20 protein-coding genes, 4 tRNA genes and 2 pseudogenes are annotated in these 24,468 nt (G+C 69.2%); 20 read left to right on the top strand and 6 right to left on the bottom strand.

Annotated elements, in window-relative coordinates; translation table 11 throughout:
- Positions 1-134: 134 nt before the first annotated feature.
- On the bottom strand, positions 135-623 hold the full coding sequence (locus tag ACIBNE_RS22430) for a YajQ family cyclic di-GMP-binding protein (protein WP_399274100.1): 489 nt from the start codon (positions 621-623) through the stop codon (positions 135-137).
- 203 nt (positions 624-826) lie between these two features.
- Between ACIBNE_RS22430 and ACIBNE_RS22425 the strand changes: the two genes are divergently transcribed.
- A tRNA-Tyr gene (locus ACIBNE_RS22425) sits at positions 827-908 on the top strand.
- Between the two features lie 139 nt (positions 909-1,047).
- Here the strand turns inward: ACIBNE_RS22425 and ACIBNE_RS22420 are convergent.
- A complete protein-coding gene (locus tag ACIBNE_RS22420; RefSeq protein WP_399274098.1) occupies positions 1,048-1,704 on the bottom strand; it encodes an SDR family oxidoreductase in 657 nt (218 codons plus the stop codon).
- Positions 1,705-1,744: 40 nt separating this feature from the next.
- Entirely contained in the window at positions 1,745-3,001 is a 1,257-nt protein-coding gene (locus ACIBNE_RS22415) for a hydrolase (protein WP_399274096.1), read from the bottom strand.
- A gap of 281 nt (positions 3,002-3,282) precedes the next feature.
- Here ACIBNE_RS22415 and ACIBNE_RS22410 point away from each other — a divergent pair.
- The 8 genes from ACIBNE_RS22410 to ACIBNE_RS22375 all read left to right on the top strand — a co-directional run bounded on the left by ACIBNE_RS22410 (position 3,283) and on the right by ACIBNE_RS22375 (position 8,186).
- A tRNA-Thr gene (locus ACIBNE_RS22410) sits at positions 3,283-3,355 on the top strand.
- A gap of 46 nt (positions 3,356-3,401) precedes the next feature.
- Positions 3,402-3,474: transfer RNA gene (locus ACIBNE_RS22405), tRNA-Met, on the top strand.
- A gap of 90 nt (positions 3,475-3,564) precedes the next feature.
- Positions 3,565-3,729, top strand: a complete 165-nt coding sequence (gene rpmG / locus ACIBNE_RS22400) for a 50S ribosomal protein L33 (protein WP_003956487.1) — start codon at positions 3,565-3,567, stop codon at positions 3,727-3,729.
- A gap of 146 nt (positions 3,730-3,875) precedes the next feature.
- Positions 3,876-4,328 carry a MaoC family dehydratase N-terminal domain-containing protein gene (locus ACIBNE_RS22395; RefSeq protein WP_399274094.1) on the top strand — a complete coding sequence of 151 codons (453 nt, stop codon included), beginning with the start codon at positions 3,876-3,878 and terminating at the stop codon, positions 4,326-4,328.
- A gap of 2 nt (positions 4,329-4,330) precedes the next feature.
- Complete coding sequence (locus tag ACIBNE_RS22390; RefSeq protein ID WP_399274092.1) at positions 4,331-4,759, top strand: MaoC family dehydratase; 429 nt, start codon at positions 4,331-4,333, stop codon at positions 4,757-4,759.
- A gap of 94 nt (positions 4,760-4,853) precedes the next feature.
- Entirely contained in the window at positions 4,854-5,441 is a 588-nt protein-coding gene (locus ACIBNE_RS22385) for a TetR/AcrR family transcriptional regulator (RefSeq protein WP_399274090.1), read from the top strand.
- A gap of 94 nt (positions 5,442-5,535) precedes the next feature.
- The gene (locus tag ACIBNE_RS22380) at positions 5,536-7,062 is read left to right on the top strand and encodes an MFS transporter (protein ID WP_399274088.1); all 1,527 of its coding nucleotides are present in this window, start codon (positions 5,536-5,538) and stop codon (positions 7,060-7,062) included.
- Between the two features lie 68 nt (positions 7,063-7,130).
- The gene (locus ACIBNE_RS22375; RefSeq protein ID WP_399274086.1) at positions 7,131-8,186 is read left to right on the top strand and encodes a UDP-N-acetylmuramate dehydrogenase; all 1,056 of its coding nucleotides are present in this window, start codon (positions 7,131-7,133) and stop codon (positions 8,184-8,186) included.
- A gap of 47 nt (positions 8,187-8,233) precedes the next feature.
- Here ACIBNE_RS22375 and ACIBNE_RS22370 read toward each other — a convergent pair.
- Positions 8,234-8,323 (bottom strand): annotated as a pseudogene (locus ACIBNE_RS22370) (epimerase); the annotation flags it as partial.
- On the opposite strand from ACIBNE_RS22370, the pseudogene ACIBNE_RS22365 reads away from it, so the two are divergent.
- Positions 8,310-8,549, top strand: a pseudogene (locus ACIBNE_RS22365) (TetR/AcrR family transcriptional regulator); the annotation flags it as partial. The pseudogenes ACIBNE_RS22370 and ACIBNE_RS22365 overlap by 14 nt on opposite strands.
- Before the next feature lie 43 nt (positions 8,550-8,592).
- Here ACIBNE_RS22365 and ACIBNE_RS22360 read toward each other — a convergent pair.
- Positions 8,593-9,618, bottom strand: a complete 1,026-nt coding sequence (locus tag ACIBNE_RS22360) for an adenosine deaminase (protein ID WP_399274084.1) — start codon at positions 9,616-9,618, stop codon at positions 8,593-8,595.
- Positions 9,619-9,744: 126 nt separating this feature from the next.
- Positions 9,745-10,971, bottom strand: coding sequence for a pyridoxal phosphate-dependent aminotransferase (locus ACIBNE_RS22355; RefSeq protein WP_399274082.1), 1,227 nt, complete (start codon positions 10,969-10,971; stop codon positions 9,745-9,747).
- A gap of 172 nt (positions 10,972-11,143) precedes the next feature.
- On the opposite strand from ACIBNE_RS22355, the gene ACIBNE_RS22350 reads away from it, so the two are divergent.
- The 10 genes from ACIBNE_RS22350 (at position 11,144) to ACIBNE_RS22305 (ending at position 24,439) form a co-directional block, all read left to right on the top strand.
- Positions 11,144-11,216 (top strand) — tRNA-Trp (locus ACIBNE_RS22350).
- A gap of 105 nt (positions 11,217-11,321) precedes the next feature.
- Positions 11,322-11,609 (top strand): preprotein translocase subunit SecE, encoded by a 288-nt coding sequence (gene secE / locus ACIBNE_RS22345; protein ID WP_399274080.1) that lies wholly within the window; start codon positions 11,322-11,324, stop codon positions 11,607-11,609.
- Positions 11,610-11,687: 78 nt separating this feature from the next.
- Complete coding sequence (gene nusG, locus ACIBNE_RS22340) at positions 11,688-12,638, top strand: transcription termination/antitermination protein NusG (protein WP_399274078.1); 951 nt, start codon at positions 11,688-11,690, stop codon at positions 12,636-12,638.
- Positions 12,639-12,797: 159 nt separating this feature from the next.
- Positions 12,798-13,232, top strand: a complete 435-nt coding sequence (gene rplK, locus ACIBNE_RS22335; protein WP_399274075.1) for a 50S ribosomal protein L11 — start codon at positions 12,798-12,800, stop codon at positions 13,230-13,232.
- An 81-nt stretch (positions 13,233-13,313) separates the two neighbouring features.
- Complete coding sequence (gene rplA, locus ACIBNE_RS22330; protein ID WP_399274073.1) at positions 13,314-14,036, top strand: 50S ribosomal protein L1; 723 nt, start codon at positions 13,314-13,316, stop codon at positions 14,034-14,036.
- 141 nt (positions 14,037-14,177) lie between these two features.
- On the top strand, positions 14,178-15,089 hold the full coding sequence (locus ACIBNE_RS22325) for a hypothetical protein (RefSeq protein ID WP_399274071.1): 912 nt from the start codon (positions 14,178-14,180) through the stop codon (positions 15,087-15,089).
- A 301-nt stretch (positions 15,090-15,390) separates the two neighbouring features.
- Complete coding sequence (gene rplJ / locus ACIBNE_RS22320; protein WP_399274069.1) at positions 15,391-15,921, top strand: 50S ribosomal protein L10; 531 nt, start codon at positions 15,391-15,393, stop codon at positions 15,919-15,921.
- Between the two features lie 109 nt (positions 15,922-16,030).
- Positions 16,031-16,414 carry a 50S ribosomal protein L7/L12 gene (rplL, locus tag ACIBNE_RS22315; protein ID WP_399274067.1) on the top strand — a complete coding sequence of 128 codons (384 nt, stop codon included), beginning with the start codon at positions 16,031-16,033 and terminating at the stop codon, positions 16,412-16,414.
- A 538-nt stretch (positions 16,415-16,952) separates the two neighbouring features.
- Positions 16,953-20,438 carry a DNA-directed RNA polymerase subunit beta gene (gene rpoB / locus ACIBNE_RS22310; protein WP_399274065.1) on the top strand — a complete coding sequence of 1,162 codons (3,486 nt, stop codon included), beginning with the start codon at positions 16,953-16,955 and terminating at the stop codon, positions 20,436-20,438.
- Between the two features lie 101 nt (positions 20,439-20,539).
- Positions 20,540-24,439, top strand: coding sequence for a DNA-directed RNA polymerase subunit beta' (locus tag ACIBNE_RS22305; RefSeq protein ID WP_399274063.1), 3,900 nt, complete (start codon positions 20,540-20,542; stop codon positions 24,437-24,439).
- The last annotated feature ends 29 nt before the right edge of the window (positions 24,440-24,468 follow it).

Here is a 24,468-nt window from a genome sequence, read left to right as displayed (position 1 = left end):
ACCCCCCGCCGCACATTCGGGGGCGTGCTTGGGTTTGGGCGCGGTACCCCGGGGGGGGGTGTTTGATTTACCCCCCGGCGCCCGGGGGGGGGGGGGGGCCGCCCCCCCCCCCCCCCCCGATGCGCCCACTGGGCTCAGCGGTAGTTCACGAACTGCAGCGCGAAGTCGAGGTCCTTCTCCTTCAGCAGCGCCTGGACGGCCTGGAGGTCGTCACGGCTCTTGGAGCTGACCCGCAGCTCCTCGCCCTGGACCTGCGCCTTGACGCCCTTCGGGCCCTCGTCACGGATGATCTTCGCGACCTTCTTGGCGTTCTCCTGGGAGATGCCCTCGATGATCGAGGCGAAGAGCTTGTACTCCTTGCCGGACAGCTGCGGCTCGCCCGCGTCCAGCGACTTCAGCGAGATCCCCCGCTTGATCAGCTTGGACTGGAAGATGTCGAGGATCGCCTTGACGCGCTCCTCGCCGTTCGCCTGCATCAGGATCTTCTCGCCCGACCAGGAGATCGAGGCGTCGGTGCCCTTGAAGTCGTACCGCTGCGAGATCTCCTTGGCGGCCTGGTTGAGGGCGTTGTCGACCTCCTGCCGCTCGACCTTCGAGACGATGTCGAAACTGGAGTCGGCCATGTCCTGTGGCTCCTTGTGTCTGTCGGTGCACCGGGATGCGTACTCGTGATGCGTACTCGGGATGTGTGCAAAGCCTAGCCACCCGCGCCCGCGCCGAGCGCTGATCAATCCGGTGGCGAAGCACCCCCGGTCATCGGGTATCGTTTACGTCGTTGCCAGGGAAACCCGCCGAACAAGCGGTCGCCCCACAGGCGACATCCCATGGCGGTGTGCCCGAGTGGCCAATGGGAGCGGACTGTAAATCCGTCGGCTTAGCCTACCCAGGTTCGAATCCTGGCGCCGCCACGCGAAAGAACCCCCGTTCACCTGCGGAAACGCAAGTGAGGCGGGGGTTTCTTCGTATGCGGGGCGACGGGGCGGGGCGCGGCCCTCGCAGACCGCGCCCTCCGTCCGTGCTCAGCTGTCCGTGCTCAGCCGTCCGTGCTCAGTTGCCCGCGACGTCCTTCACCGCCACCGACAGCGGCACGCTCCCGCTGATCAGCTCAAGCGTCAGGCCCGCCGTCGCCGGGGTGTCCAGGAGCTCGGCCAGGGCCGCCGCCACGTCGTCGCGGGGCACCGGGCCGCGGCCCGTGGAGGCCGCCAGGGCGACCAGGCCCTTGCCCGCGTCGTCGGTGAGCATCCCGGGGCGCAGCACCGTCCAGTCGAGCGTGCTCCTGCCCCGTACGGAGTCGTCCGCCGCGCCCTTCGCCCGCAGGTACGCGTCGAAGACCTCGTCGCCCGGCCGCGCGGCGTCCGCGCCCATCGAGGAGACGACCAGGAAGCGGCGCACGCCCGCCCGCTCCGCCGCGTCCGCGACCAGCACCGCCGCGCCCCGGTCCACGGAGTCCTTGCGGTCGGTGCCGCTGCCGGGACCGGCGCCCGCCGCGAAGACCACCGCGTCGGCGCCCGTCAGCACGGCCGCGACCTCGTCGACCGACGCCGACTCCAGGTCCAGCACGGCCGGTTCCGCGCCGGCCTCCCGCAGGGCGTCCGCCTGTTCGGGACGGCGGATGATGCCGACGACTTCGTCACCGCGTGCGGCGAGCACCCGCTCCAGCCGCAGCGCGATCTGTCCATGACCCCCAGCGATGACAATGCGCATGCTCAGAACCGTACGCCCTCGGCCGCCCCCGGGCCCGCACTCACGGGCCCGTCTCCGAGCGTCCCTGCCGGGGCAGGTCCAGGGCCACGGCCACCGCCGAGTCGCAGTACTCGCGCACCGCGCTGGTCCGTGCCACGACCCGGCCCCGGTGCACCACGATCCTGCTGTACGCGAGCGAGAGCGCGCCCGACAGGCGCTCGCCGCGCACCGCGAGCAGTTCGGCGGGGAACCCCGCCTCCACGCGCACCGCGGGCAGCCCCATCGCCGCCCGCGCGACCGCGCTCACCGCGTCGTACGCGTCCTCCGTCCGCAGCCCGCCCTGCGAGGCCAGCAGGTACGCCGCCTCCAGCGGGTCGCCGCGCCCCACCGGGTTGGCCACGTCGCGCAGCGCCCCGCTGCCCGCCGCGACCCGCACGCCCGCGGCCCGCAGCAGCCGTACGGGCGCCGTCCCGCGCCGCTCCACGCCCCCGCAGCAGCCCTGGGGCAGGCAGACCACCGTCACGCCGGCCGCCGCCAGCTGGTCCGCCGCCCTCGCGGCCACCTCGCGGGGCAGCCGGGCGAGCCCCGTGCACGGCCCGATGGTTACCCCGGGCCGCAGCCCGCCCGCCATCGCGGCGAGCCTGGCGAGCCGCGCCGGGTCGTCGCCCGCCGTGTGCAGGTCCACCGGGCGGCCGTGCTCCGCCGCGACCTCCAGGACGGCCTCCGCGTACCCCGCGGGGTCCGGGTCCGCGTCCGGGCAGCCGCCGACCACCGAGGCGCCCATCTTCACCGCGTCCCGCAGCATCGCGAGCCCGTCCGCGCCCGCCACCCCGGTCAGCAGCCGCGGCACGGCCACGGCGGTCAGGTCGACGAGCCCGCGCAGCGAGCGCCGCGCCTGGAGCACCGCCTCCAGCGGTCCGAGCCCCTGCACGTCCCCGATCCGCACGTGGGCGCGCTGCGCGGTCGCGCCGTGGCCCAGCTGGAGCAGCGCGGCCTCGGTCGCGCGCCGCTGGACGTCCTCGACGGCGTACGAGACGGGTCCCGGGGTGTCGGCGGTGAGCGCGGTGTCGCCGTGGGCGTGCGGTTCGGCGGGGGCGGGCAGCAGCAGGTGGCCGGCGAGGTCCACGCGGGCGCCGTGGGCGGTGAGGCTGCCCGCGGTGCCCACGGCCTCGATGCGGCCGCCGCTGAGCTGGACGTCGACCGTGCGGCCGTCGGTGAGCCGGGCGCCGTGGAGCAGCAGCGCTCCGGAGTCGGCGGCTTCGTTGCCGCCGGCGCCGTGGGCGTTCTCGTCGGGGCGCCGCGGCTGGCTGTCGGGCATCGCGTTCCTGTGGGGAGGGAGTGGCGGGGAAGGGGCGGGAAGGGAAGGGGCGGGGTGGGTGGGGAGGGGCGAACGGGGGCCGGGCAGGGGGCGGGAAGGGCGAGATCACGCAGAGTGAGTCCGAGCCTAGGGGCGCGTTCAGCCGGTCACGAGGAGGAGCGAAATAGTCGTACCGGTGAGGCCACGTGTGGCGTACGGGGCGCGCGGGACGTCCCCAGGAGAAGGGATCCCGAAACGGATTTGGGCGATCGGCGACTGACCGTGTAATGTCTTCATCGCTCGCCCCAATAGCTCAGTCGGTAGAGCGTCTCCATGGTAAGGAGAAGGTCTACGGTTCGATTCCGTATTGGGGCTCTGGTGCTGAATCCCCTCACCTCCGGGTGAGGGGAGACGGTATCTCAGCGGTGTAGCTCAGTCGGTAGAGCAAGCGGCTCATAATCGCTGTGTCACCGGTTCAAGTCCGGTCACCGCTACACAAAGTAGCCGATTGCGGGGTCGGTCCTCCGATCGGCTACTATTTTTTATGCGTTCATCCGTCCATCCGTCCGTCAAGGAGCACTCACGTGGCTGCCACCGACGTCCGCCCGAAGATCACGCTGGCCTGCGTGGAGTGCAAGGAGCGGAACTACATCACCAAGAAGAACCGGCGTAACAACCCGGACCGTCTTGAGATGAAGAAGCACTGCCCGCGCTGCAACTCGCACACTGCACACCGCGAGACGCGCTGACACTCAGGCTCGTATGCGAGGCCGTCCCCGTCAGGGGGCGGCCTCGCGTCGTTTCGGTCAACTCGGCCACTCGATCAACTCGGTCACTCGGCTACTCGATCAACTCGGCCAACGAGATCAATTCACAGCAGGAAGGTTGCGAGTCCATGGCGCTCGACCAGTCCTTCGTGGGGCGGACGTATCCGCCCACCGCTCCGTACGAGGTGGGCCGGGAGAAGATCCGCGAGTTCGCCGAGGCCGTGGGCGACGCCAATCCGGCCTATCTGGACGCCGAAGCGGCCGGGGCGCTCGGGCATTCCGATGTGATCGCCCCGCCGACCTTCGTGTTCGCGATCACGTTCAAGGCGGCCCGTGAGGTCATCGCCGATCCGCAGCTGGGCCTGGACTACAACCGGGTGGTGCACGGCGACCAGAAGTTCGCGTACAGCCGCCCGGTGCGCGCGGGGGACCGGCTGACGGTCACCTCCACCATCGAGGCGATCAAGTCGATGGCGGGCAGCGACATCCTGGACGTCAGGGGCGAGGTCCACGACGAGGCGGGCGAGCACGTCGTGACCGCGTGGACGAAGCTGGTGGCGCGCGCCGCCGAGGAGGCGTGACGATGGCAGCGAAGATCAAGTACGCGGACGTCGAGGTCGGCACCGAGCTGCCCGCCCAGTCCTTCCCCGTGACGCGCGCCACACTGGTGCAGTACGCGGGCGCGTCCGGCGACTTCAACCCGATCCACTGGAACGAGAAGTTCGCGGTCGAGGTCGGACTGCCCGACGTCATCGCGCACGGCATGTTCACCATGGCCGAGGCGGTCCGCGTGGTCACCGACTGGCTCGGCGACCCGGGCGCGGTCGTGGAGTACGGGGTGCGCTTCACCAAGCCCGTCGTCGTGCCGAACGACGACGAGGGCGCGCTGGTCGAGGTCAGCGGCAAGGTCGCGGTGCTGCTCGACGACAACCGCGTCCGGGTCGACCTGGTCGCGACGAGCGCGGGCCAGAAGGTGCTGGGCATGTCCCGCGCGGTGGTCCAGCTGGCCTGAGGGCCCTCGGGCGAACGGTCTGCCCCCGTCGGCGTGCGCGACGGGGGCCTTCCCTTGCTTGACATAGATAGTGATTGGCCACTAACTTTCTCGCATGGTCAGGATGAGCGCGGAAGAGCGCCGCGAGAGCGTCATCCGCGCCGCGATCGAGGAGTTCGCGCGGGGCGGTTACCACGGCACGTCGACCGAGGCGATCGCCAAGCGCGTCGGCGTCTCGCAGCCGTACCTCTTCCGCCTCTTCAAGAACAAGCAGGAGCTGTTCCTGGCCGCCGCGACCCGTGGCCTGCGCGAGACGCGCGAGGTGATGGAGGAGGCGGCGCGGGGCGTCCCGCCCGAAGAGGTGCACATGGCCATGGCCGCCGCCTACAAGGACCAGCTGGCCAGCGACCCGGACAAGCTGCTGATGCAGATGCACGTGTACGCCGCGGTGGCGTCCGCCGAGGCGTCGGGGGACCACGCCTTCGGCGAGGCCATCAGGGCGGAGTGGGCGAAGCTGTGGGATTCCTCGCACCTCGCGCTCGGCGGCGACGTCGAGGAGGCCATGACGTTCCTGGCGTGCGGAATGCTGATCAACGTGCTGGCGGCGCTGGGCTTCCCGGCCGGGCACCGCGTGTGGTCGGGCTTCGACATGACGGCGGTCACGTTTCCGGCCGCCCTCGCGGCGACGCGCGACGAGGGGTAGGCGCGGCGCGGGTGGATCCGATCGCAAGGGCGGTCGGATCTTTTTTCGCCCAAGAAAGTTAGTAAGCAATAACTAATCTCAGGTGGGGGAAGACATGGCAGACACCGCACGGCCGGGGAGCACGGCCGCCCGCACGACCGGAGGGTCCGGCACCCTCTGGGCCCTGATCGTCACCAGCACCGCCGGATTCATGGCGGCCCTCGACAACCTCGTCGTCACCACGGCCCTGCCCGCCATCCGCGAGGACCTCGGCGGCGTCCTCGAAGACCTGGAGTGGACCGTCAGCGCGTACACGCTGACCTTCGCCGCGCTGCTGATGTTCGGCGCCGCCCTCGGCGACCGCTTCGGCCGCCGCCGGATGTTCCTCGTCGGGCTCGCGGTCTTCACCGGCTCGTCGGCCGCCGCCGCCCTCTCCACCGGCATCGACGGGCTCGTCGCCGCCCGAGCCGTCCAGGGCGTGGGCGCCGCGATCATGATGCCGCTCACCCTCACCCTGCTCACCGCCGCCGTCCCCGTCGCGCGCCGGGGCATGGCGCTCGGCATCTTCAGCGCCGTCACCGGACTCGCCGTCGCCGTGGGACCGCTGGTCGGCGGCAGCCTCACCGAGCACATCGCCTGGGAGTGGATCTTCTGGCTCAACGTGCCGATCGGCCTCGTCCTGCTGCCGCTGGCCCGGCTGCGCCTCACCGAGTCGTACGCCCCCGACGCCCGCCTCGACGTGCCGGGCACGCTCCTGATCAGCGGCGGCCTCTTCGGTGTCGTGTACGGCCTGGTCAACGGCGAGGCCAAGGGCTGGACCAGCACGCCCGTCCTCGTCGGCCTGATCGCGGGCGGCGCGCTCGTCGCGGGCTTCGTGCACCACGGCTTCTACAACAAGCGCCCCATGCTCCCCATGCGGATGTTCCGCAACAGGGGCTTCTTCGGCATCAACGCCGCGAGCCTGCTGATGTACGCCGGGATGTTCGGCTCGATCTTCCTGCTCTCCCAGTACTTCCAGGGCGTACTCGGCTACTCGCCCACCGGGTCGGGCCTGCGCATGCTCCCCTGGACCTGCGCGCCCCTCGTCGTCGCACCCGTCGCCGGCTACCTCGTCGACCGCATCGGCGGCCGCCCCATCGTCGCCACGGGCCTCGCGCTCCAGGCGGCCGGGCTCGGGCTCTTCGCGCTGGTCCTGGAGCCCGGCGTCTCCTTCACCACGATGCTGCCCGCCCTGATCCTCAGCGGCATCGGCATGGGCATGTACTTCGCGCCCGCCGCCAGCCTGGTCATGACCCACGTCCGCCCCGCCGAACAGGGCATGGCGTCCGGCGCCAACAACGCCCTGCGCGAGCTGGGCGGCGCCCTCGGCATCGCCGTGCTCGGCGCGGTCTTCGCCGGACAGGGCGGGTACGAGAGCCCCGACACGTTCACCGACGGGACGGTGCTCGCGCTCGGGATCGGCGCCGCGGTCGTCGCCTGCGCCGCACTGGCCGCCCTGGTGATCCCCCGCCGCGCGGCGGGGGAGGGGACCGTACGGGAGGGCGACGACGGGACCGTACGGGAAGGCGACGACGGGACCGTACGGAAGGGCGGTGGCGACGTCCGTACGGATGGCGCCCCGCGCGCGTCCGAGCTCGTCTGACCCCCGCACCGCGGTCCGCGCCTCCGCCCCCACGAGCGGGCGGAGGCGCGGACCGTACCCTTGTCCCCGTGCAGGAACTCCACGACGCCCCCCTCGCCCCGCTGACCACCTTCCGGCTCGGCGGCCCCGCCGCCCGCCTGGTCACCGCAACCACCGACGACGAGGTGATCGCCGCCGTCCGCGAGGCCGACGACGCCGGAACGCCGCTCCTGGTCATCGGCGGCGGCTCCAACCTGGTCATCGGCGACGCGGGCTTCGACGGCACCGCGCTGCGCGTCGCCACCACCGGCTTCCGGCTGGCGGGCACCGCGCTCGAACTGGCCGCGGGCGAGGTCTGGACGGACGCGGTCGCCCGCACCGTCGAGGCCGGGCTCGCCGGGATCGAGTGCCTGGCCGGCATCCCCGGCTCGGCGGGCGCCACCCCGATCCAGAACGTCGGGGCGTACGGCCAGGAGGTCTCCAGCACCATCACGGAGGTCGTCGCCTACGACCGCGCCGCCCGCGAGACGGTCGTCCTCTCCAACGAGGAGTGCGCCTTCTCGTACCGCCACAGCCGTTTCAAGCAGGACCCGGAGCGGTACGTCGTGCTGCGCGTCCGCTTCGCCCTCGAAGACGCCGACGGGCTGTCCGCGCCGCTCAAGTACCCCGAGACCGCCCGCGCGCTCGGCGTGGAGGCGGGCGACCGGGTGCCCTTGGCGACCGCCCGCGAAACCGTGCTGAAGCTGCGCGCGGGCAAGGGCATGGTCCTGGACCCCGAGGACCACGACACCTGGTCGGCCGGGTCGTTCTTCACCAACCCGATCCTCGACGCGGAGCAGTACGCGGACTTCCTCGCCCGCGTCCACGACCGCCTCGGCCCCGACGCGGCCCCGCCCGCCTTCCCCGCGGGCGAGGGACTGACCAAGACCTCGGCCGCCTGGCTCATCGACCGGGCGGGCTTCACCAAGGGGTACGGCTCCGGGCCCGCCCGCATCTCCACCAAGCACGCGCTCGCCCTCACCAACCGGGGGAGCGCCAGCACGGAGGACCTGCTGGCGCTGGCCCGCGAGGTCGTGGCGGGCGTCAGGGACGCGTTCGGCGTGACGCTGGTCAACGAGCCGGTGACGGTCGGGGTCCGGCTCTAGCGGGACGGCCGGGGTCCGGCTCTAGTACGCGACCCCGAGGTCAGGCTCTAGTACGCGACCCCGACCCCCTGCCGCACCGTCGCCGGGTCGTCGAGCACCGCGAGCATCGCGTGCGCCACGTCGGCCCTGCGCGAGCTCGGCAAGGGCCCGCACACCCCGCTGGACGGCCTCGCCCGCTATCTGGAGGTGGAGCGCGCGGCGGGCCGCGTCAGGGCCGACGCGGACACGCACGCCGCCGCGACGATGCTCCTGGGCGCCTGCGTCCTGCGCGCCTACGCCTACGACGCGGTCGGCGGCCCGCCGCAGCCCGTCGAGGTCTTCGCCGCCTCCCTGGCCCGTACCGTCCTCGCCGGAATCGCCTAGGACCCTTCCGTCCAGAAGCGGAGCCGGGGGCGGAGACGCGTGCTCAGCCGGCCAGCCACTCGTCGACCCCGGCCAGCAGCTTCTGCCGCACGCCCTCGGGGGCGGCCGAGCCGCGCACCGACTGGCGGGCGAGCTCGGCCAGTTCCTCGTCGGTGAAGCCGTGGTGGCGCCGCGCGATCTCGTACTGCGCGGCCAGCCGCGAGCCGAACAGCAGCGGGTCGTCCGCGCCGAGCGCCATCGGCACCCCGGCCTCGTACAGCGTCCGCAGCGGCACGTCCTCCTGCTTCTCGTACACCCCGAGCGCCACGTTGGACGCCGGGCAGACCTCGCAGGTGACGCCCTTGTCCGCGAGCCGCTTCAGCAGCCTCGGATCCTCCGCCGCCCGCACCCCGTGCCCGACGCGCGAGGCGTGCAGGTCGTCCAGGCAGTCCCGGACCGAAGCGGGCCCCGTCAGCTCGCCGCCGTGCGGCGCAGCCAGCAGCCCGCCCTCGCGCGCGATCGCGAAGGCCCGGTCGAAGTCCCGTGCCAGACCGCGCCGTTCGTCGTTGGAGAGCCCGAAACCGACCACGCCCCTGTCCGCGTACCGCACCGCGAGCCGCGCCAGCGTGCGCGCGTCCAGCGGGTGCTTCATCCGGTTCGCCGCGACCAGCACCCGCATCCCGAGCCCGGTCTCCCGCGAGGCCGAATCGACCGCGTCGAGGATGATTTCGAGCGCCGGGATCAGCCCGCCCAGCATCGGGGCGTACGAGGTGGGGTCGACCTGGATCTCCAGCCACCCCGACCCGTCCCGCACGTCCTCCTCGGCGGCCTCGCGCACCAGCCGCCTGATGTCGTCGGGCTCGCGCAGACAGGACCGCGCGGCGTCGTAGAGCCGCTGGAAGCGGAACCAGCCGCGCTCGTCGGTGGCGCGCAGCTTCGGGGGTTCGCCGCTGGTCAGGGCCTCGGTCAGGGCGTCGGGGAGGTGGACGCCGTACTTGTCTGCGAGTTCGAGCAGGGTCGATGGGCGCATCGACCCGGTGAAGTGCAGATGCAGATGGGCCTTGGGCAACAGCCTGACGTCACGCTCCATCCCAGGATCTTGCCGCACCGGGCCGGAAAGCGGCACTCCCTTTCCCCGAACGTGACGTCGGCCGAACGAAAAAGCGGGACCCCCGGTGCGACGCGCGCTGCACCGGGGGTCCCGCCGCACGGAACGTCAGTCGCGGGCCTCGGCCAGCAGCTTCTGGATCCGGGACACGCCCTCGACCAGGTCCTCGTCGCCGAGCGCGTACGAAAGACGCAGGTAGCCGGGGGTGCCGAAGGCCTCGCCCGGGACGACCGCGACCTCGACCTCGTCCAGGATCAGCGCGGCCAGCTCGACCGAGTCCTGCGGGCGCTTGCCCCGGATCTCCTTGCCGATCAGGCCCTTCACCGAGGGGTACGCGTAGAACGCGCCTTCGGGCGTCGGGCAGTAGACGCCCTCGATCTCGTTGAGCATCCGCACGATGGTCTGGCGGCGGCGGTCGAAGGCCTCGCGCATCGCGGCCACGGCGTCCAGGTCGCCGGAGACGGCGGCCAGCGCGGCGACCTGCGCCACGTTGGAGACGTTGGACGTGGCGTGCGACTGGAGGTTCGTCGCGGCCTTCACGACGTCCTTCGGGCCGACGATCCACCCGACGCGCCAGCCCGTCATCGCGTACGTCTTGGCGACGCCGTTGACCACGATGCACTTGTCGCGCAGCTCGGGCACCAGCGCGGGCAGCGAGGTGAACTTCGCGTCGCCGTACACCAGGTGCTCGTAGATCTCGTCCGTCAGCACCCACAGGCCGTGCTCGTGGGCCCAGCGGCCGATCGCCTCGGCGTCGGCCTCGCTGTAGACGGCGCCGGTCGGGTTGGACGGCGACACGAACAGCACGACCTTCGTGCGCTCGGTGCGCGCGGCCTCCAGCTGCTCGACGGAGACGCGGTACCCGGTGGTCTCGTCGGCGACGACCTCCACCGGCACGCCGCCCGCGAGGCGGATCGACTCGGGGTACGTCGTCCAGTACGGCGCCGGGACGATGACCTCGTCGCCCGGGTCGAGGATCGCGGCGAACGCCTCGTAGATGGCCTGCTTGCCGCCGTTGGTCACCAGGACCTGGGCCGGGTCGACCTCGTAGCCGGAGTCGCGCAGGGTCTTCGCGGCGATGGCGGCCTTGAGCTCGGGCAGGCCGCCGGCCGGGGTGTAGCGGTGGTACTTCGGGTTGCGGCAGGCCTCGATCGCGGCGTCGACGATGTAGTCGGGCGTCGGGAAGTCGGGCTCGCCCGCGCCGAAGCCGATCACCGGACGGCCCGCGGCCTTGAGGGCCTTGGCCTTGGCGTCGACGGCGAGGGTCGCGGACTCGGAGATAGCGCCGATGCGGGCGGAGACCCGGCGCTCGGTGGGAGAAGTAGAGGCGCTCATACGGCCCATCGTCCCATCACCCGAACCCCGTCCGTACGCGGGTTTCGGGGACAGAGCGCGAGGTGGCCGGAGGTATGCGTTCGACGCGGGGCCCAGGACCACGTACACTCTCAGCTCGTTGGCCCTCACCGACCACCTCTGCGGATGCGGTAGGTTTGGGGGAGCAGCACAAAGGGTCGTAGCTCAATTGGTAGAGCACTGGTCTCCAAAACCAGCGGTTGGGGGTTCAAGTCCCTCCGGCCCTGCTACACACACCGCCAGGATGTGTGCGCATGTACGTACTTCAATGGATCGCCGTGCGGCTTCTCCCGGGCGCGGCACGGCCACGACCCGGAATCAGGTGAGAAAGCGTGACGGACGCCGTAGGCTCCATCGACATGCCTGATGCCGAGGACGAAGCGCAGGATTCAAAGAAGAAGGGCCGCAAGGGCGGCAAGCGCGGAAAGAAGGGCCCGCTGGGCCGTCTCGCGCTCTTCTACCGCCAGATCGTCGCGGAGCTGCGCAAGGTCGTCTGGCCCACGCGGGGTCAGCTCTCGACGTACACCACAGTGGTGATCATCTTCGTCGTGGTGATGATCGGTCTCGTTACCGTGATTGACTACGGCTTCCAGCAGGCCGTCAAGTACATCTTCGGCTGATGCTGCGGAGGGCGTCCCCATAGGGCGCCCCTTTCCGCATGTTCCACCCCAATCTGTATCCAGGAAGAAGCAGCCACCGTGTCTGACCCGAACCTGAACGACGCCGTCGAGCCGACGGTGGACGACATCGAGTCCGTCGAGGACGAGCTCGACATCGTCGAGGCGGCGGACGCTGTGGAGCCGGACGAGGCCGAAGCCGCGGACATCGCCGCCGGTGAGGCTGCCGAAGAGGCCGCGCTGCACGTCGAGGACGCCGACGACGAGACCGAGTCCGACGAGGACGAGGACGACGTCGAGGTTTCCGACGAGGACGACGACGAGTCCGAGGAAGAGGACGAGTCCGACGACGAGGACGAGGCTGCCGAGGACGAGGAGTCCGAGGAGGAGGCCGAGGCCGAGCCCGCCGAGCCGGTCGACCCCATCGCCGCGCTCCGCGACGAGCTCCGCGGCCTGCCGGGCGAGTGGTACGTCATCCACACCTACGCGGGCTACGAGAAGCGCGTGAAGGCCAACCTGGAGCAGCGCGCCGTCTCGCTCAACGTCGAGGACTTCATCTACCAGGCCGAGGTGCCTGAAGAAGAGATCGTCCAGATCAAGAACGGCGAGCGCAAGAACGTCCGGCAGAACAAGCTCCCCGGCTACGTCCTGGTCCGCATGGACCTGACGAACGAGTCCTGGGGCGTCGTCCGCAACACGCCCGGCGTCACCGGCTTCGTGGGCAACGCCTACGACCCGTACCCGCTGACCCTGGACGAGATCGTCAAGATGCTCGCCCCGGAGGCCGAGGAGAAGGCCGCCCGCGAGGCCGCCGAGGCCGAGGGCAAGCCGGCTCCGGCCCGCAAGGTCACCGTCGAGGTCCTGGACTTCGAGGTGGGCGACTCGGTCACCGTCACCGACGGCCCGTTCGCCACGCTCCAGGCGACCATCAACGAGATCAACGCCGACTCGAAGAAGGTCAAGGGCCTCGTCGAGATCTTCGGTCGCGAGACCCCGGTCGAGCTGAGCTTCGACCAGATCCAGAAGAACTGATCTCGCACACGCTTCCGAGCAGGTCAGAGCGGCTGCTACAGCCGCTCTGACCTGCTCGGTTTTTAGCTGCGCAGCTATACCCGTTATCGTTGTGCGGTATGCCTCCATCCGGATGGTCGGATGAGGGCAGTTCACTCTCACTAGGACCCGGAGAGAGCAATGCCTCCCAAGAAGAAGAAGGTCACGGGGCTTATCAAGCTCCAGATCCAGGCCGGTGCCGCCAACCCGGCTCCGCCGGTCGGCCCCGCGCTGGGTCAGCACGGCGTCAACATCATGGAGTTCTGCAAGGCCTACAACGCCGCGACCGAGTCGCAGCGTGGCTGGGTGATCCCGGTGGAGATCACGGTCTACGAAGACCGCTCCTTCACCTTCATCACCAAGACTCCGCCGGCGTCGCGCATGATCCTCAAGGCCGCGGGCGTGGAGAAGGGCTCCGGCGAGCCGCACAAGACCAAGGTCGCCAAGCTGACGGCTGCCCAGGTCCGCGAGATCGCCACGACCAAGCTCCCCGACCTGAACGCCAACGACCTGGACGCCGCGTCCAAGATCATCGCTGGCACCGCCCGTTCCATGGGCATCACGGTCGAGGGCTGAGTTCCAGCCCCGTAGTCCCCAGTGGTAGGGCCAAGCGCTGGTCCGCACCACGACTCCACACCTGAACACACAGGAGCAGAAGTGAAGCGCAGCAAGACTCTCCGCGCTGCGGACGCCAAGATCGACCGGGAGCGCAACTACGCCCCGCTCGAGGCCGTCCGTCTCGCCAAGGAGACCGCAGCCACCAAGTTCGACGGCACCGTCGAGGTCGCCTTCCGCCTGGGCGTCGACCCGCGCAAGGCCGACCAGATGGTCCGTGGCACCGTGAACCTCCCGCACGGCACCGGCAAGACCGCCCGGGTCCTGGTCTTCGCGACCGGTGACCGTGCTGCGGCCGCGGAAGCCGCTGGCGCCGACATCGTCGGCTCCGACGAGCTCATCGACGAGGTTGCGAAGGGCCGCCTGGACTTCGACGCCGTCGTCGCCACCCCGGACCTCATGGGCAAGGTCGGCCGCCTCGGCCGCGTGCTCGGTCCGCGTGGTCTGATGCCGAACCCGAAGACCGGCACCGTCACCCCCGATGTCGCCAAGGCTGTCACCGACATCAAGGGCGGCAAGATCGAGTTCCGCGTCGACAAGCACTCGAACCTGCACTTCATCATCGGCAAGGTCTCCTTCGACGAGACGAAGCTGGTCGAGAACTACGGCGCGGCGCTGGAGGAGATCCTCCGTCTGAAGCCGTCCGCCGCCAAGGGCCGCTACATCAAGAAGGCGACCCTGACGACGACGATGGGCCCCGGCATCCCGCTGGACTCCAACCGCACCCGCAACCTCCTCGTCGAGGAGGACCCGGCCGCCGTCTGAGCCCTCGGGACTCACCGGTAGCCGCGGAACGCGCGCGCACTGACAGTTCGGCCCCCGCACCTCATCGAGGTGCGGGGGCCGAACTGCGTTACGGTGCTGGGGATTTCCCAGGCTTCGTACGACTTCCAAGGGGTGGGGTTCATGCAGAAGCACGTCATCAGGCGCACCGGCACGACGCTGGCGGCCATGACCGTGATGGTGGCCGCGGCGGCCTGTCAGAGCGGCTCGGAGGGCGGCTCCGGCGGCTCGGACCGGGGGAGCGGCGAGAAGGGGGCGGGCGAGCGGGGAACGGCCGCCGTCAGCCCGATCTCGGCGCTGCGCGGCATCGCGCGGAAGACCGGCGAGCAGAAGACCGCGAAGGTCGAGGGCACCTCGGCCATGGGCACGGCCGTGGCGCTGTCCATGGAAGGCGCCATCGGCTGGGCCGACGGCGGCGTCACCGGGACCGTGCGGATGCGGTACACCGGCGGCACGATGGCCGAGAACATGCGCAAGGCGGGGGTCGAGGGCGCCTTCGAGACCCGGTACCTGCGCGACGCGTACTACGTGAACATGGGCGACGCGGTGACCCGGCAGACCGGCGGCAGGCCCTGGATCCGCTACGCCTACGCGGACATGGCCAAGATCATGGGCGCGGCGGGCGACGCCGTGAAGGACCAGATGCAGAACAACACGCCCGACAAGGGGGTGAAGTCCCTCCTGGCCTCCGGCGACGTGAAGAAGGTCGGCGAGGAGGAGGTACGGGGCGTCAGCGCCACCCACTACTCGGGCACCGTCGACGTCGCCGACCTCGCGAAGAAGAACACCGGACTCGACGCGGCCCGGCTCGAGGAACTCCAGGAGCAGCTCACCAAGGCGGGCATCACGACCCAGAAGATCGACATCTGGGTCGACGGGAACGACCTGCTGGTGAAGAAGGTCGAGAGCGGACAGATGAAGACCGGCACCTTCAACTCGACGGTCTACTACTCCGACTACGGCACCGACGCGTCGGTCCAGGCGCCGCCGGCGTCCCAGTCCGCCGACTTCGCCGACCTCCTCGGGAAGCGGTAGGCCGCGGACCCGGTGGGCGGCGAACCGGGCGGGCGGTGTTTCAAACCACCGATTTGCTTGACGCTGAACCCTTCGCGTACTCTTCCACAGAAGCCAAAGACCGCTGGTCGTTGCCGTGTCCTCCTGAGGGCGCGGTGGCCGAAGGATCCGCTGGATGCGGACGACCCGCGCAGGTGACTGTGGATAGCTCCCGGATGTTCTGCATTCGGTCGAGCTGCGCCCCGTGCACCTGTGCCGGGGCGTTTCGTTTTGTCCAGCCCCTTCTGAGCGGTCCTCATCACCCGGAAGGAGGCCGACGCTCATGGCAAGGCCCGACAAGGCTGCCGCGGTAGCCGAGCTCGCGGACCAGTTCCGCAGCTCGAACGCCGCTGTGCTGACCGAGTACCGGGGTCTCACCGTGGCGCAGCTCAAGACGCTGCGCCGTTCGCTCGGTGAGAACGCCCAGTACGCCGTGGTGAAGAACACGCTGACCAAGATTGCGGCCAACGAGGCCGGGATCACCTCGCTCGACGACCAGTTCACCGGTCCGACGGCGGTTGCCTTCATCACCGGTGACCCGGTGGAGTCGGCGAAGGGTCTTCGTGACTTCGCCAAGGACAACCCGAACCTCATCATCAAGGGCGGTGTCCTTGACGGCAAGGCGCTGACCGCCGATGAGATCAAGAAGCTTGCGGACCTCGAGTCCCGCGAGGTTCTGCTCAGCAAGCTGGCCGGTGCCTTCAAGGGCAAGCAGTCCCAGACTGCTCAGCTCTTCCAGGCTCTGCCGTCGAAGCTCGTCCGCACCGTGGACGCGCTGCGCGCCAAGCAGGCCGAGCAGGGCGGTGCCGAGTAATTCGGCTCGCGCATTGACCGCTGCCCGTCAGGGCGGCAGTCGTAGCGGGCCCGTACGCCCGCCTCACATGTACATCCGGCACCAGCCGAATTAGTGGAAGGACGCCATCATGGCGAAGCTCAGCCAGGAAGACCTGCTCGCGCAGTTCGAGGAGATGACCCTCATCGAGCTCTCCGAGTTCGTGAAGGCCTTCGAGGAGAAGTTCGACGTCACCGCCGCCGCGGCCGTCGCCGTTGCCGGCCCGACCGGCGCCGGCCCGGTTGCCGAGGCCGCTGAGGAGCAGGACGAGTTCGACGTCATCCTCACCGGTGCCGGCGAGAAGAAGATCCAGGTCATCAAGGTCGTGCGCGAGCTGACCTCCCTGGGTCTGAAGGAGGCCAAGGACCTCGTCGACGGCACCCCGAAGCCGGTCCTCGAGAAGGTCGCCAAGGACGCCGCGGAGAAGGCCGCCGAGGCCCTCAAGGGCGCCGGCGCCTCCGTCGAGGTCAAGTGACCTCACGAGTCGTCTGACTCTTTCCGCAGGTCCTGGACCTGCTCCGCGCCCCTCGGGCGCGCGCCAAGGGCGATCACCTGTATGGGTGGTCGCCCTTCGGCGTTCCCGTGACGCCTGCCTTGCTCTTCGGCTCCGGGCGAGTATGGTGATCATCGCCGTGCGCCCCCGCTTCGGGCAGGGGGGCCTTGACGAACCGCACGCGGCGCGCAATTCTCAGGACGCGTCGCCACATCGATCCGGATCCGAGGCATGGATCGGTGGCGAAGAGGGCAGTATCGATATGCGTTTGAGCGGGGTGGCTTGCCGCAGGTGATGAGAGCAAAGAGGGTCTCTGAGAACCCGGCCTGGACATCAGTGTGCCGAGTGGCTACACTGTCCCTTTGCGCTGCCTGTTAGCTGCCTCCTGCCCGTCACCAGGGGCATGCCCATGCTTGAGCATCGTTGACTGAAGCCACCCTGACCTGGGGATTTCTGTCTCGGCTGCCGACTTGGGACCGGTACGCGCGTAGTGAGTCCGAGCCCTCGGAAGGACCCCCTCTTGGCCGCCTCGCGCAACGCCTCGACCGCGAATACGAACAACGGCGCAAGCACCGCCCCGCTGCGCATCTCCTTTGCAAAGATCAAGGAGCCCCTCGAGGTTCCGAACCTCCTCGCGCTGCAGACCGAGAGCTTTGACTGGCTGCTCGGCAACGCCGCGTGGAAGGCTCGTGTCGAGGCGGCTCTGGACAGTGGACAGGACGTCCCCACCAAGTCCGGTCTGGAGGAGATCTTCGAGGAGATCTCCCCGATCGAGGACTTCTCCGGGTCGATGTCGCTGACCTTCCGCGACCACCGCTTCGAGCCCCCGAAGAACTCCATCGACGAGTGCAAGGAGCGCGACTTCACGTTCGGCGCCCCGCTCTTCGTCACCGCCGAGTTCACCAACAACGAGACCGGCGAGATCAAGTCCCAGACGGTCTTCATGGGCGACTTCCCGCTCATGACGAACAAGGGCACGTTCGTCATCAACGGCACCGAGCGTGTCGTGGTGTCGCAGCTGGTCCGTTCGCCGGGCGTCTACTTCGACTCCAACATCGACAAGACGTCCGACAAGGACATCTTCACGGCCAAGATCATCCCGTCCCGGGGTGCCTGGCTGGAGATGGAGATCGACAAGCGCGACATGGTCGGCGTCCGCATCGACCGCAAGCGCAAGCAGTCCGTCACCGTCCTCCTCAAGGCACTCGGCTGGACCACCGAGCAGATCCTGGAGGAGTTCGGCGAGTACGAGTCCATGCGCGCCACCCTGGAGAAGGACCACACCCAGGGCCAGGACGACGCGCTGCTCGACATCTACCGCAAGCTCCGTCCGGGCGAGCCCCCCACGCGCGAGGCCGCTCAGACGCTGCTGGAGAACCTCTACTTCAACCCGAAGCGCTACGACCTCGCGAAGGTCGGCCGCTACAAGGTGAACAAGAAGCTCGGCGCCGACGAGCCGCTGAACGCCGGCGTGCTCACCACCGACGACGTCATCGCGACCATCAAGTACCTGGTCAAGCTGCACGCCGGGGAGACCGAGACGGTCGGCGAGTCGGGCACCCAGATCGTCGTCGAGACCGACGACATCGACCACTTCGGCAACCGTCGTCTGCGCAACGTCGGCGAGCTCATCCAGAACCAGGTCCGCACGGGTCTGGCTCGCATGGAGCGCGTCGTGCGCGAGCGCATGACCACCCAGGACGTCGAGGCGATCACGCCGCAGACCCTGATCAACATCCGGCCGGTCGTCGCCTCCATCAAGGAGTTCTTCGGCACCAGCCAGCTGTCGCAGTTCATGGACCAGAACAACCCGCTGTCCGGGCTGACGCACAAGCGTCGTCTGTCCGCGCTCGGCCCGGGTGGTCTCTCCCGTGAGCGGGCCGGCTTCGAGGTGCGAGACGTGCACCCGTCGCACTACGGCCGCATGTGTCCGATCGAGACGCCCGAAGGCCCGAACATCGGTCTGATCGGTTCGCTCGCCTCGTACGGCCGCGTCAACGCGTTCGGCTTCGTCGAGACGCCGTACCGCAAGGTCGTCGAGGGCGTCGTCACCGACGAGGTCGACTACCTGACCGCCGACGAAGAGGACCGCTTCGTCATCGCCCAGGCCAACGCGCCGCTCAACGACGACCTCCGCTTCGTCGAGAACCGCGTGCTGGTCCGCCGCCGCGGCGGCGAGGTCGACTACGTCCCCGGCGACGACGTCGACTACATGGACGTCTCCCCGCGCCAGATGGTGTCCGTCGCGACCGCGATGATCCCCTTCCTGGAGCACGACGACGCCAACCGCGCCCTCATGGGCGCGAACATGATGCGCCAGGCCGTGCCGCTCATCACCGCCGAGGCCCCCCTCGTCGGTACGGGCATGGAGTACCGCTGCGCCGTCGACGCCGGTGACGTCGTCAAGGCCGAGAAGGACGGTGTCGTCCAGGAGGTCTCGGCCGACTACGTCACCGTGACCAACGACGACGGCACGTACACCACGTACCGCATCGCCAAGTTCTCCCGCTCGAACCAGGGCACCTCGGTCAACCAGAAGGTCGTCGTCCACGAGGGCGACCGCGTGATCGAGGGCCAGGTGCTGGCCGACGGTCCCGCCACCGAGATGGGCGAGATGGCGCTCGGCAAGAACCTGCTCGTCGCGTTCATGCCGTGGGAGGGCCACAACTACGAGGACGCGATCATCCTGTCGCAGCGCCTCGTGCAGGACGACGTCCTCTCCTCGATCCACATCGAGGAGCACGAGGTCGACGCCCGTGACACCAAGCTCGGCCCCGAGGAGATCACCCGGGACATCCCGAACGTCTCCGAGGAGGTCCTCGCGGACCTCGACGAGCGCGGCATCATCCGGATCGGTGCCGAGGTCGTCGCCGGCGACATCCTCGTCGGCAAGGTCACGCCCAAGGGCGAGACCGAGCTGACGCCCGAGGAGCGCCTGCTCCGCGCGATCTTCGGTGAGAAGGCCCGTGAGGTCCGCGACACCTCGCTGAAGGTCCCGCACGGCGAGATCGGCAAGGTCATCGGCGTCCGCGTCTTCGACCGCGAAGAGGGCGACGAGCTGCCGCCGGGCGTGAACCAGCTGGTCCGCGTCTACGTCGCGCAGAAGCGCAAGATCACCGACGGTGACAAGCTCGCCGGCCGTCACGGCAACAAGGGCGTCATCTCGAAGATCCTGCCGATCGAGGACATGCCGTTCCTGGAGGACGGCACCCCGGTCGACATCATCCTCAACCCGCTCGGCGTGCCGTCCCGAATGAACCCGGGACAGGTCCTGGAGATCCACCTCGGCTGGCTCGCCAGCCGCGGCTGGGACGTCTCCGGCCTCGCCGACGAGTGGGCCGAGCGCCTCCAGGCCATCGGCGCCGACCAGGTCGCCCCCGGCACCAACGTCGCGACCCCGGTCTTCGACGGCGCCCGCGAGGACGAGATCGCCGGTCTCTTCGAGGCCACGATCCCCAACCGCGACGGCCAGCGGCTCGTCCAGCCCTCGGGCAAGGCGCAGCTGTTCGACGGCCGCTCCGGCGAGCCGTTCCCGGACCCGATCTCCGTCGGGTACATGTACATCCTCAAGCTCCACCACCTGGTCGACGACAAGCTCCACGCGCGCTCGACCGGCCCGTACTCGATGATCACCCAGCAGCCGCTCGGTGGTAAGGCCCAGTTCGGTGGCCAGCGATTCGGTGAGATGGAGGTGTGGGCGCTGGAGGCTTACGGCGCCGCCTACGCCCTCCAGGAGCTCCTGACGATCAAGTCCGACGACGTCACCGGCCGCGTGAAGGTCTACGAGGCCATCGTCAAGGGCGAGAACATCCCTGAGCCGGGCATCCCTGAGTCCTTCAAGGTGCTCATCAAGGAAATGCAGTCGCTCTGCCTCAACGTGGAGGTGCTGTCCTCGGACGGCATGTCCATCGAGATGCGCGACACCGACGAGGACGTCTTCCGCGCGGCGGAGGAGCTCGGTATCGACCTGTCCCGGCGCGAGCCGAGCAGCGTCGAAGAGGTCTGACGGGTTGGTCGGCCGCCGCCGCACAGCGGCGGCGGCCGGCTCTCCCCGGACCCGTTCAGACCATGATTGAGACACGACCCCGAAAGAGGGATTGACGACAAGTGCTCGACGTCAACTTCTTCGACGAGCTGCGGATCGGCCTTGCCACCGCGGACGACATCCGACAGTGGTCGCACGGCGAGGTCAAGAAGCCGGAGACCATCAACTACCGCACCCTGAAGCCCGAGAAGGACGGACTCTTCTGCGAGAAGATCTTCGGTCCGACCCGGGACTGGGAGTGCTACTGCGGCAAGTACAAGCGTGTCCGCTTCAAGGGCATCATCTGTGAGCGCTGTGGCGTCGAGGTCACGCGCGCCAAGGTGCGCCGCGAGCGGATGGGCCACATCGAGCTCGCCGCTCCGGTCACCCACATCTGGTACTTCAAGGGCGTCCCGTCGCGCCTCGGGTACCTGCTCGACCTCGCCCCGAAGGACCTGGAGAAGGTCATCTACTTCGCGGCGTACATGATCACGTTCGTCGACGAGGAGCGCCGCACCCGCGACCTGCCCTCGCTGGAGACGCACGTCGCCGTCGAGCGCCAGCAGATCGAGAACCGCCGCGACGCGGACCTCGAAGCCCGCGCCAAGAAGCTCGAGACCGACCTGGCCGAGCTCGAGGCCGAGGGCGCCAAGGCCGACGTGCGCCGCAAGGTGCGCGAGGGTGCCGAGCGCGAGATGAAGCAGCTGCGCGACCGTGCGCAGCGCGAGATCGACCGTCTGGACGAGGTCTGGTCGCGCTTCAAGAACCTCAAGGTCCAGGACCTGGAGGGCGACGAGCTCCTCTACCGCGAGCTGCGTGACCGCTTCGGCACGTACTTCGACGGTTCGATGGGTGCCGCGGCGCTGCAGAAGCGCCTGGAGTCCTTCGACCTGGAGGAGGAGGCCGAGCGCCTCCGCGAGATCATCCGCACCGGCAAGGGCCAGAAGAAGACCCGTGCGCTCAAGCGCCTCAAGGTCGTCTCCGCGTTCCTGCAGACCAGCAACAGCCCCAAGGGCATGGTGCTGGACTGCGTCCCGGTCATCCCGCCGGACCTGCGTCCGATGGTGCAGCTGGACGGTGGCCGCTTCGCGACCTCCGACCTGAACGACCTGTACCGCCGCGTGATCAACCGCAACAACCGCCTGAAGCGCCTGCTCGACCTCGGTGCCCCCGAGATCATCGTGAACAACGAGAAGCGGATGCTCCAGGAGGCGGTCGACGCCCTCTTCGACAACGGCCGTCGCGGTCGCCCGGTCACGGGCCCCGGCAACCGTCCGCTGAAGTCCCTCAGCGACATGCTGAAGGGCAAGCAGGGTCGATTCCGTCAGAACCTGCTCGGCAAGCGCGTGGACTACTCCGCGCGTTCCGTCATCGTCGTCGGTCCGCAGCTGAAGCTGCACCAGTGCGGTCTGCCCAAGGCCATGGCGCTGGAGCTCTTCAAGCCGTTCGTGATGAAGCGCCTGGTCGACCTGAACCACGCGCAGAACATCAAGAGCGCCAAGCGGATGGTCGAGCGCGGCCGCACGGTCGTGTACGACGTCCTCGAAGAGGTCATCGCCGAGCACCCGGTCCTGCTGAACCGTGCGCCCACGCTGCACCGCCTCGGCATCCAGGCCTTCGAGCCGCAGCTGGTCGAGGGCAAGGCCATCCAGATCCACCCGCTCGTCTGCACCGCGTTCAACGCGGACTTCGACGGTGACCAGATGGCCGTCCACCTGCCGCTCTCCGCGGAGGCGCAGGCCGAGGCCCGCATCCTGATGCTGTCCTCGAACAACATCCTCAAGCCCGCCGACGGCCGTCCGGTGACGATGCCGACGCAGGACATGGTCCTGGGTCTGTTCTTCCTCACCACGGACGAGGAGGAGCGCGAGGTCAAGGGCGAGGGCCGGTCCTTCGGCTCCACGGCCGAGGCGATCATGGCGTTCGACGCCCGCGAGCTGTCGCTCCAGGCGAAGGTCGACATCCGCTTCCCGGTGGGCACCATCCCGCCGCGCGGCTGGACCCCGCCGGTCGTCGAGGAGGGCGAGCCCGAGTACCAGACGGGTGACAGCTTCCGGCTGCGCACGACCCTGGGCCGCGCGCTCTTCAACGAGCTGCTGCCCGAGGACTACCCGTTCGTCGACTACACCGTCGGCAAGAAGCAGCTCTCCGAGATCGTCAACGACCTCGCCGAGCGCTACCCCAAGGTCATCGTGGCGGCGACGCTCGACAACCTGAAGGCGGCGGGCTTCTACTGGGCGACCCGTTCCGGCGTCACCGTGGCCATCTCCGACATCGTCGTCCCCGACGCGAAGAAGGGGATCGTCAAGGGCTACGAGGACCAGGACGAGAAGGTCCAGAAGCAGTACGAGCGCGGTCTGATCACCAAGGAAGAGCGCACCCAGGAGCTCATCGCGATCTGGACCAAGGCGACCAACGAGGTTGCCGAGGCGATGAACGCGAACTTCCCGAAGACCAACCCGGTCTCGATGATGGTCAACTCCGGCGCGCGCGGAAACATGATGCAGATGCGTCAGATCGCCGGTATGCGTGGTCTGGTGTCCAACGCCAAGAACGAGACCATCCCGCGTCCCATCAAGGCCTCGTTCCGTGAGGGCCTGTCCGTGCTGGAGTACTTCATCTCCACGCACGGTGCCCGTAAGGGTCTGGCGGACACCGCCCTGCGTACCGCCGACTCGGGTTACCTGACCCGTCGTCTGGTGGACGTCTCGCAGGACGTGATCATCCGCGAGGAGGACTGCGGCACCGAGCGCGGCCTCAAGCTGAAGATCGCGGTGCGCGGCGAGGACGGTTCGCTCCGCAAGACGGAGGACGTCGAGACCTCGGTCTACGCCCGCATGCTCGCGGAGGACGTCGTCGTCGACGGCAAGGTCATCGCGCCTGCCAACGTCGACCTCGGCGACGTGCTCATCGACGCGCTGGTCGGCGCCGGTGTCGAGGAGGTCAAGACCCGCTCGGTCCTGACCTGTGAGTCCGCCGTCGGCACCTGTGCCTTCTGCTACGGCCGCTCGCTGGCCACCGGCAAGCTGGTCGACATCGGTGAGGCGGTCGGCATCATCGCCGCCCAGTCCATCGGTGAGCCCGGCACCCAGCTGACGATGCGTACCTTCCACACCGGTGGTGTGGCCGGTGACGACATCACCCAGGGTCTGCCGCGTGTCGTCGAGCTCTTCGAGGCCCGTACCCCGAAGGGTGTCGCCCCGATCTCCGAGGCCGCGGGCCGCGTCCGCATCGAGGAGACCGAGAAGACCAAGAAGATCGTCGTCACCCCGGACGACGGCAGCGACGAGACGGCGTTCCCGATCTCGAAGCGCGCCAAGGTCCTGGTCACCGAGGGCGACCACGTCGAGGTCGGTCAGAAGCTCACCTTCGGTGCGACCAACCCGCACGACGTGCTGCGCATCCTCGGCCAGCGCGCGGTCCAGGTCCACCTGGTCGGCGAAGTCCAGAAGGTCTACAACTCGCAGGGCGTGTCGATCCACGACAAGCACATCGAGATCATCATCCGGCAGATGCTGCGCCGCGTGACGATCATCGAGTCCGGCGACGCGGAGCTGCTGCCGGGCGAGCTCGTCGAGCGCTCGAAGTTCGAGACCGAGAACCGTCGGGTCGTGACGGAGGGTGGCCACCCGGCCTCCGGCCGTCCGCAGCTGATGGGTATCACCAAGGCGTCGCTGGCGACGGAGTCGTGGCTGTCCGCGGCCTCCTTCCAGGAGACGACCAGGGTCCTGACGGACGCGGCGATCAACGCCAAGTCCGACTCCCTGATCGGCCTCAAGGAGAACGTCATCATCGGTAAGCTCATCCCGGCCGGTACGGGCCTCGCCCGCTACCGCAACATCCGGGTCGAGCCGACCGAGGAGGCCAAGGCCGCGATGTACTCGGCCGTCGGCTACGACGACATCGACTACTCGCCGTTCGGCACGGGCTCCGGCCAGGCCGTTCCGCTGGAGGACTACGACTACGGTCCGTACAACCAGTAGGCAGGCGGTACGAAGGGCGGTCACCCCGA

This window comes from Streptomyces sp. NPDC050504 (genome assembly GCF_044458065.1).
Taxonomy (GTDB): domain Bacteria; phylum Actinomycetota; class Actinomycetes; order Streptomycetales; family Streptomycetaceae; genus Streptomyces.
Note: the sequence above shows the minus strand (reverse complement) of the source record. Positions and strands in the feature narration are given on the sequence as shown.

Bases quoted from the DNA above. Each gene is read 5' to 3' on its own strand.
- ACIBNE_RS22430 (WP_399274100.1), bottom strand. From the start codon at position 623: ATGGCCGACTCCAGTTTCGACATCGTCTCGAAGGTCGAGCGGCAGGAG.
- ACIBNE_RS22420 (WP_399274098.1), bottom strand. From the start codon at position 1,704: ATGCGCATTGTCATCGCTGGGGGTCATGGACAGATCGCGCTGCGGCTG.
- ACIBNE_RS22415 (WP_399274096.1), bottom strand. From the start codon at position 3,001: ATGCCCGACAGCCAGCCGCGGCGCCCCGACGAGAACGCCCACGGCGCC.
- ACIBNE_RS22395 (WP_399274094.1), top strand. From the start codon at position 3,876: ATGGCGCTCGACCAGTCCTTCGTGGGGCGGACGTATCCGCCCACCGCT.
- ACIBNE_RS22390 (WP_399274092.1), top strand. From the start codon at position 4,331: ATGGCAGCGAAGATCAAGTACGCGGACGTCGAGGTCGGCACCGAGCTG.
- ACIBNE_RS22385 (WP_399274090.1), top strand. From the start codon at position 4,854: ATGGTCAGGATGAGCGCGGAAGAGCGCCGCGAGAGCGTCATCCGCGCC.
- ACIBNE_RS22380 (WP_399274088.1), top strand. From the start codon at position 5,536: ATGGCAGACACCGCACGGCCGGGGAGCACGGCCGCCCGCACGACCGGA.
- ACIBNE_RS22360 (WP_399274084.1), bottom strand. From the start codon at position 9,618: ATGGAGCGTGACGTCAGGCTGTTGCCCAAGGCCCATCTGCATCTGCAC.
- ACIBNE_RS22355 (WP_399274082.1), bottom strand. From the start codon at position 10,971: ATGAGCGCCTCTACTTCTCCCACCGAGCGCCGGGTCTCCGCCCGCATC.
- rplK (WP_399274075.1), top strand. From the start codon at position 12,798: ATGCCTCCCAAGAAGAAGAAGGTCACGGGGCTTATCAAGCTCCAGATC.
- ACIBNE_RS22325 (WP_399274071.1), top strand. From the start codon at position 14,178: ATGCAGAAGCACGTCATCAGGCGCACCGGCACGACGCTGGCGGCCATG.
- rplJ (WP_399274069.1), top strand. From the start codon at position 15,391: ATGGCAAGGCCCGACAAGGCTGCCGCGGTAGCCGAGCTCGCGGACCAG.
- rplL (WP_399274067.1), top strand. From the start codon at position 16,031: ATGGCGAAGCTCAGCCAGGAAGACCTGCTCGCGCAGTTCGAGGAGATG.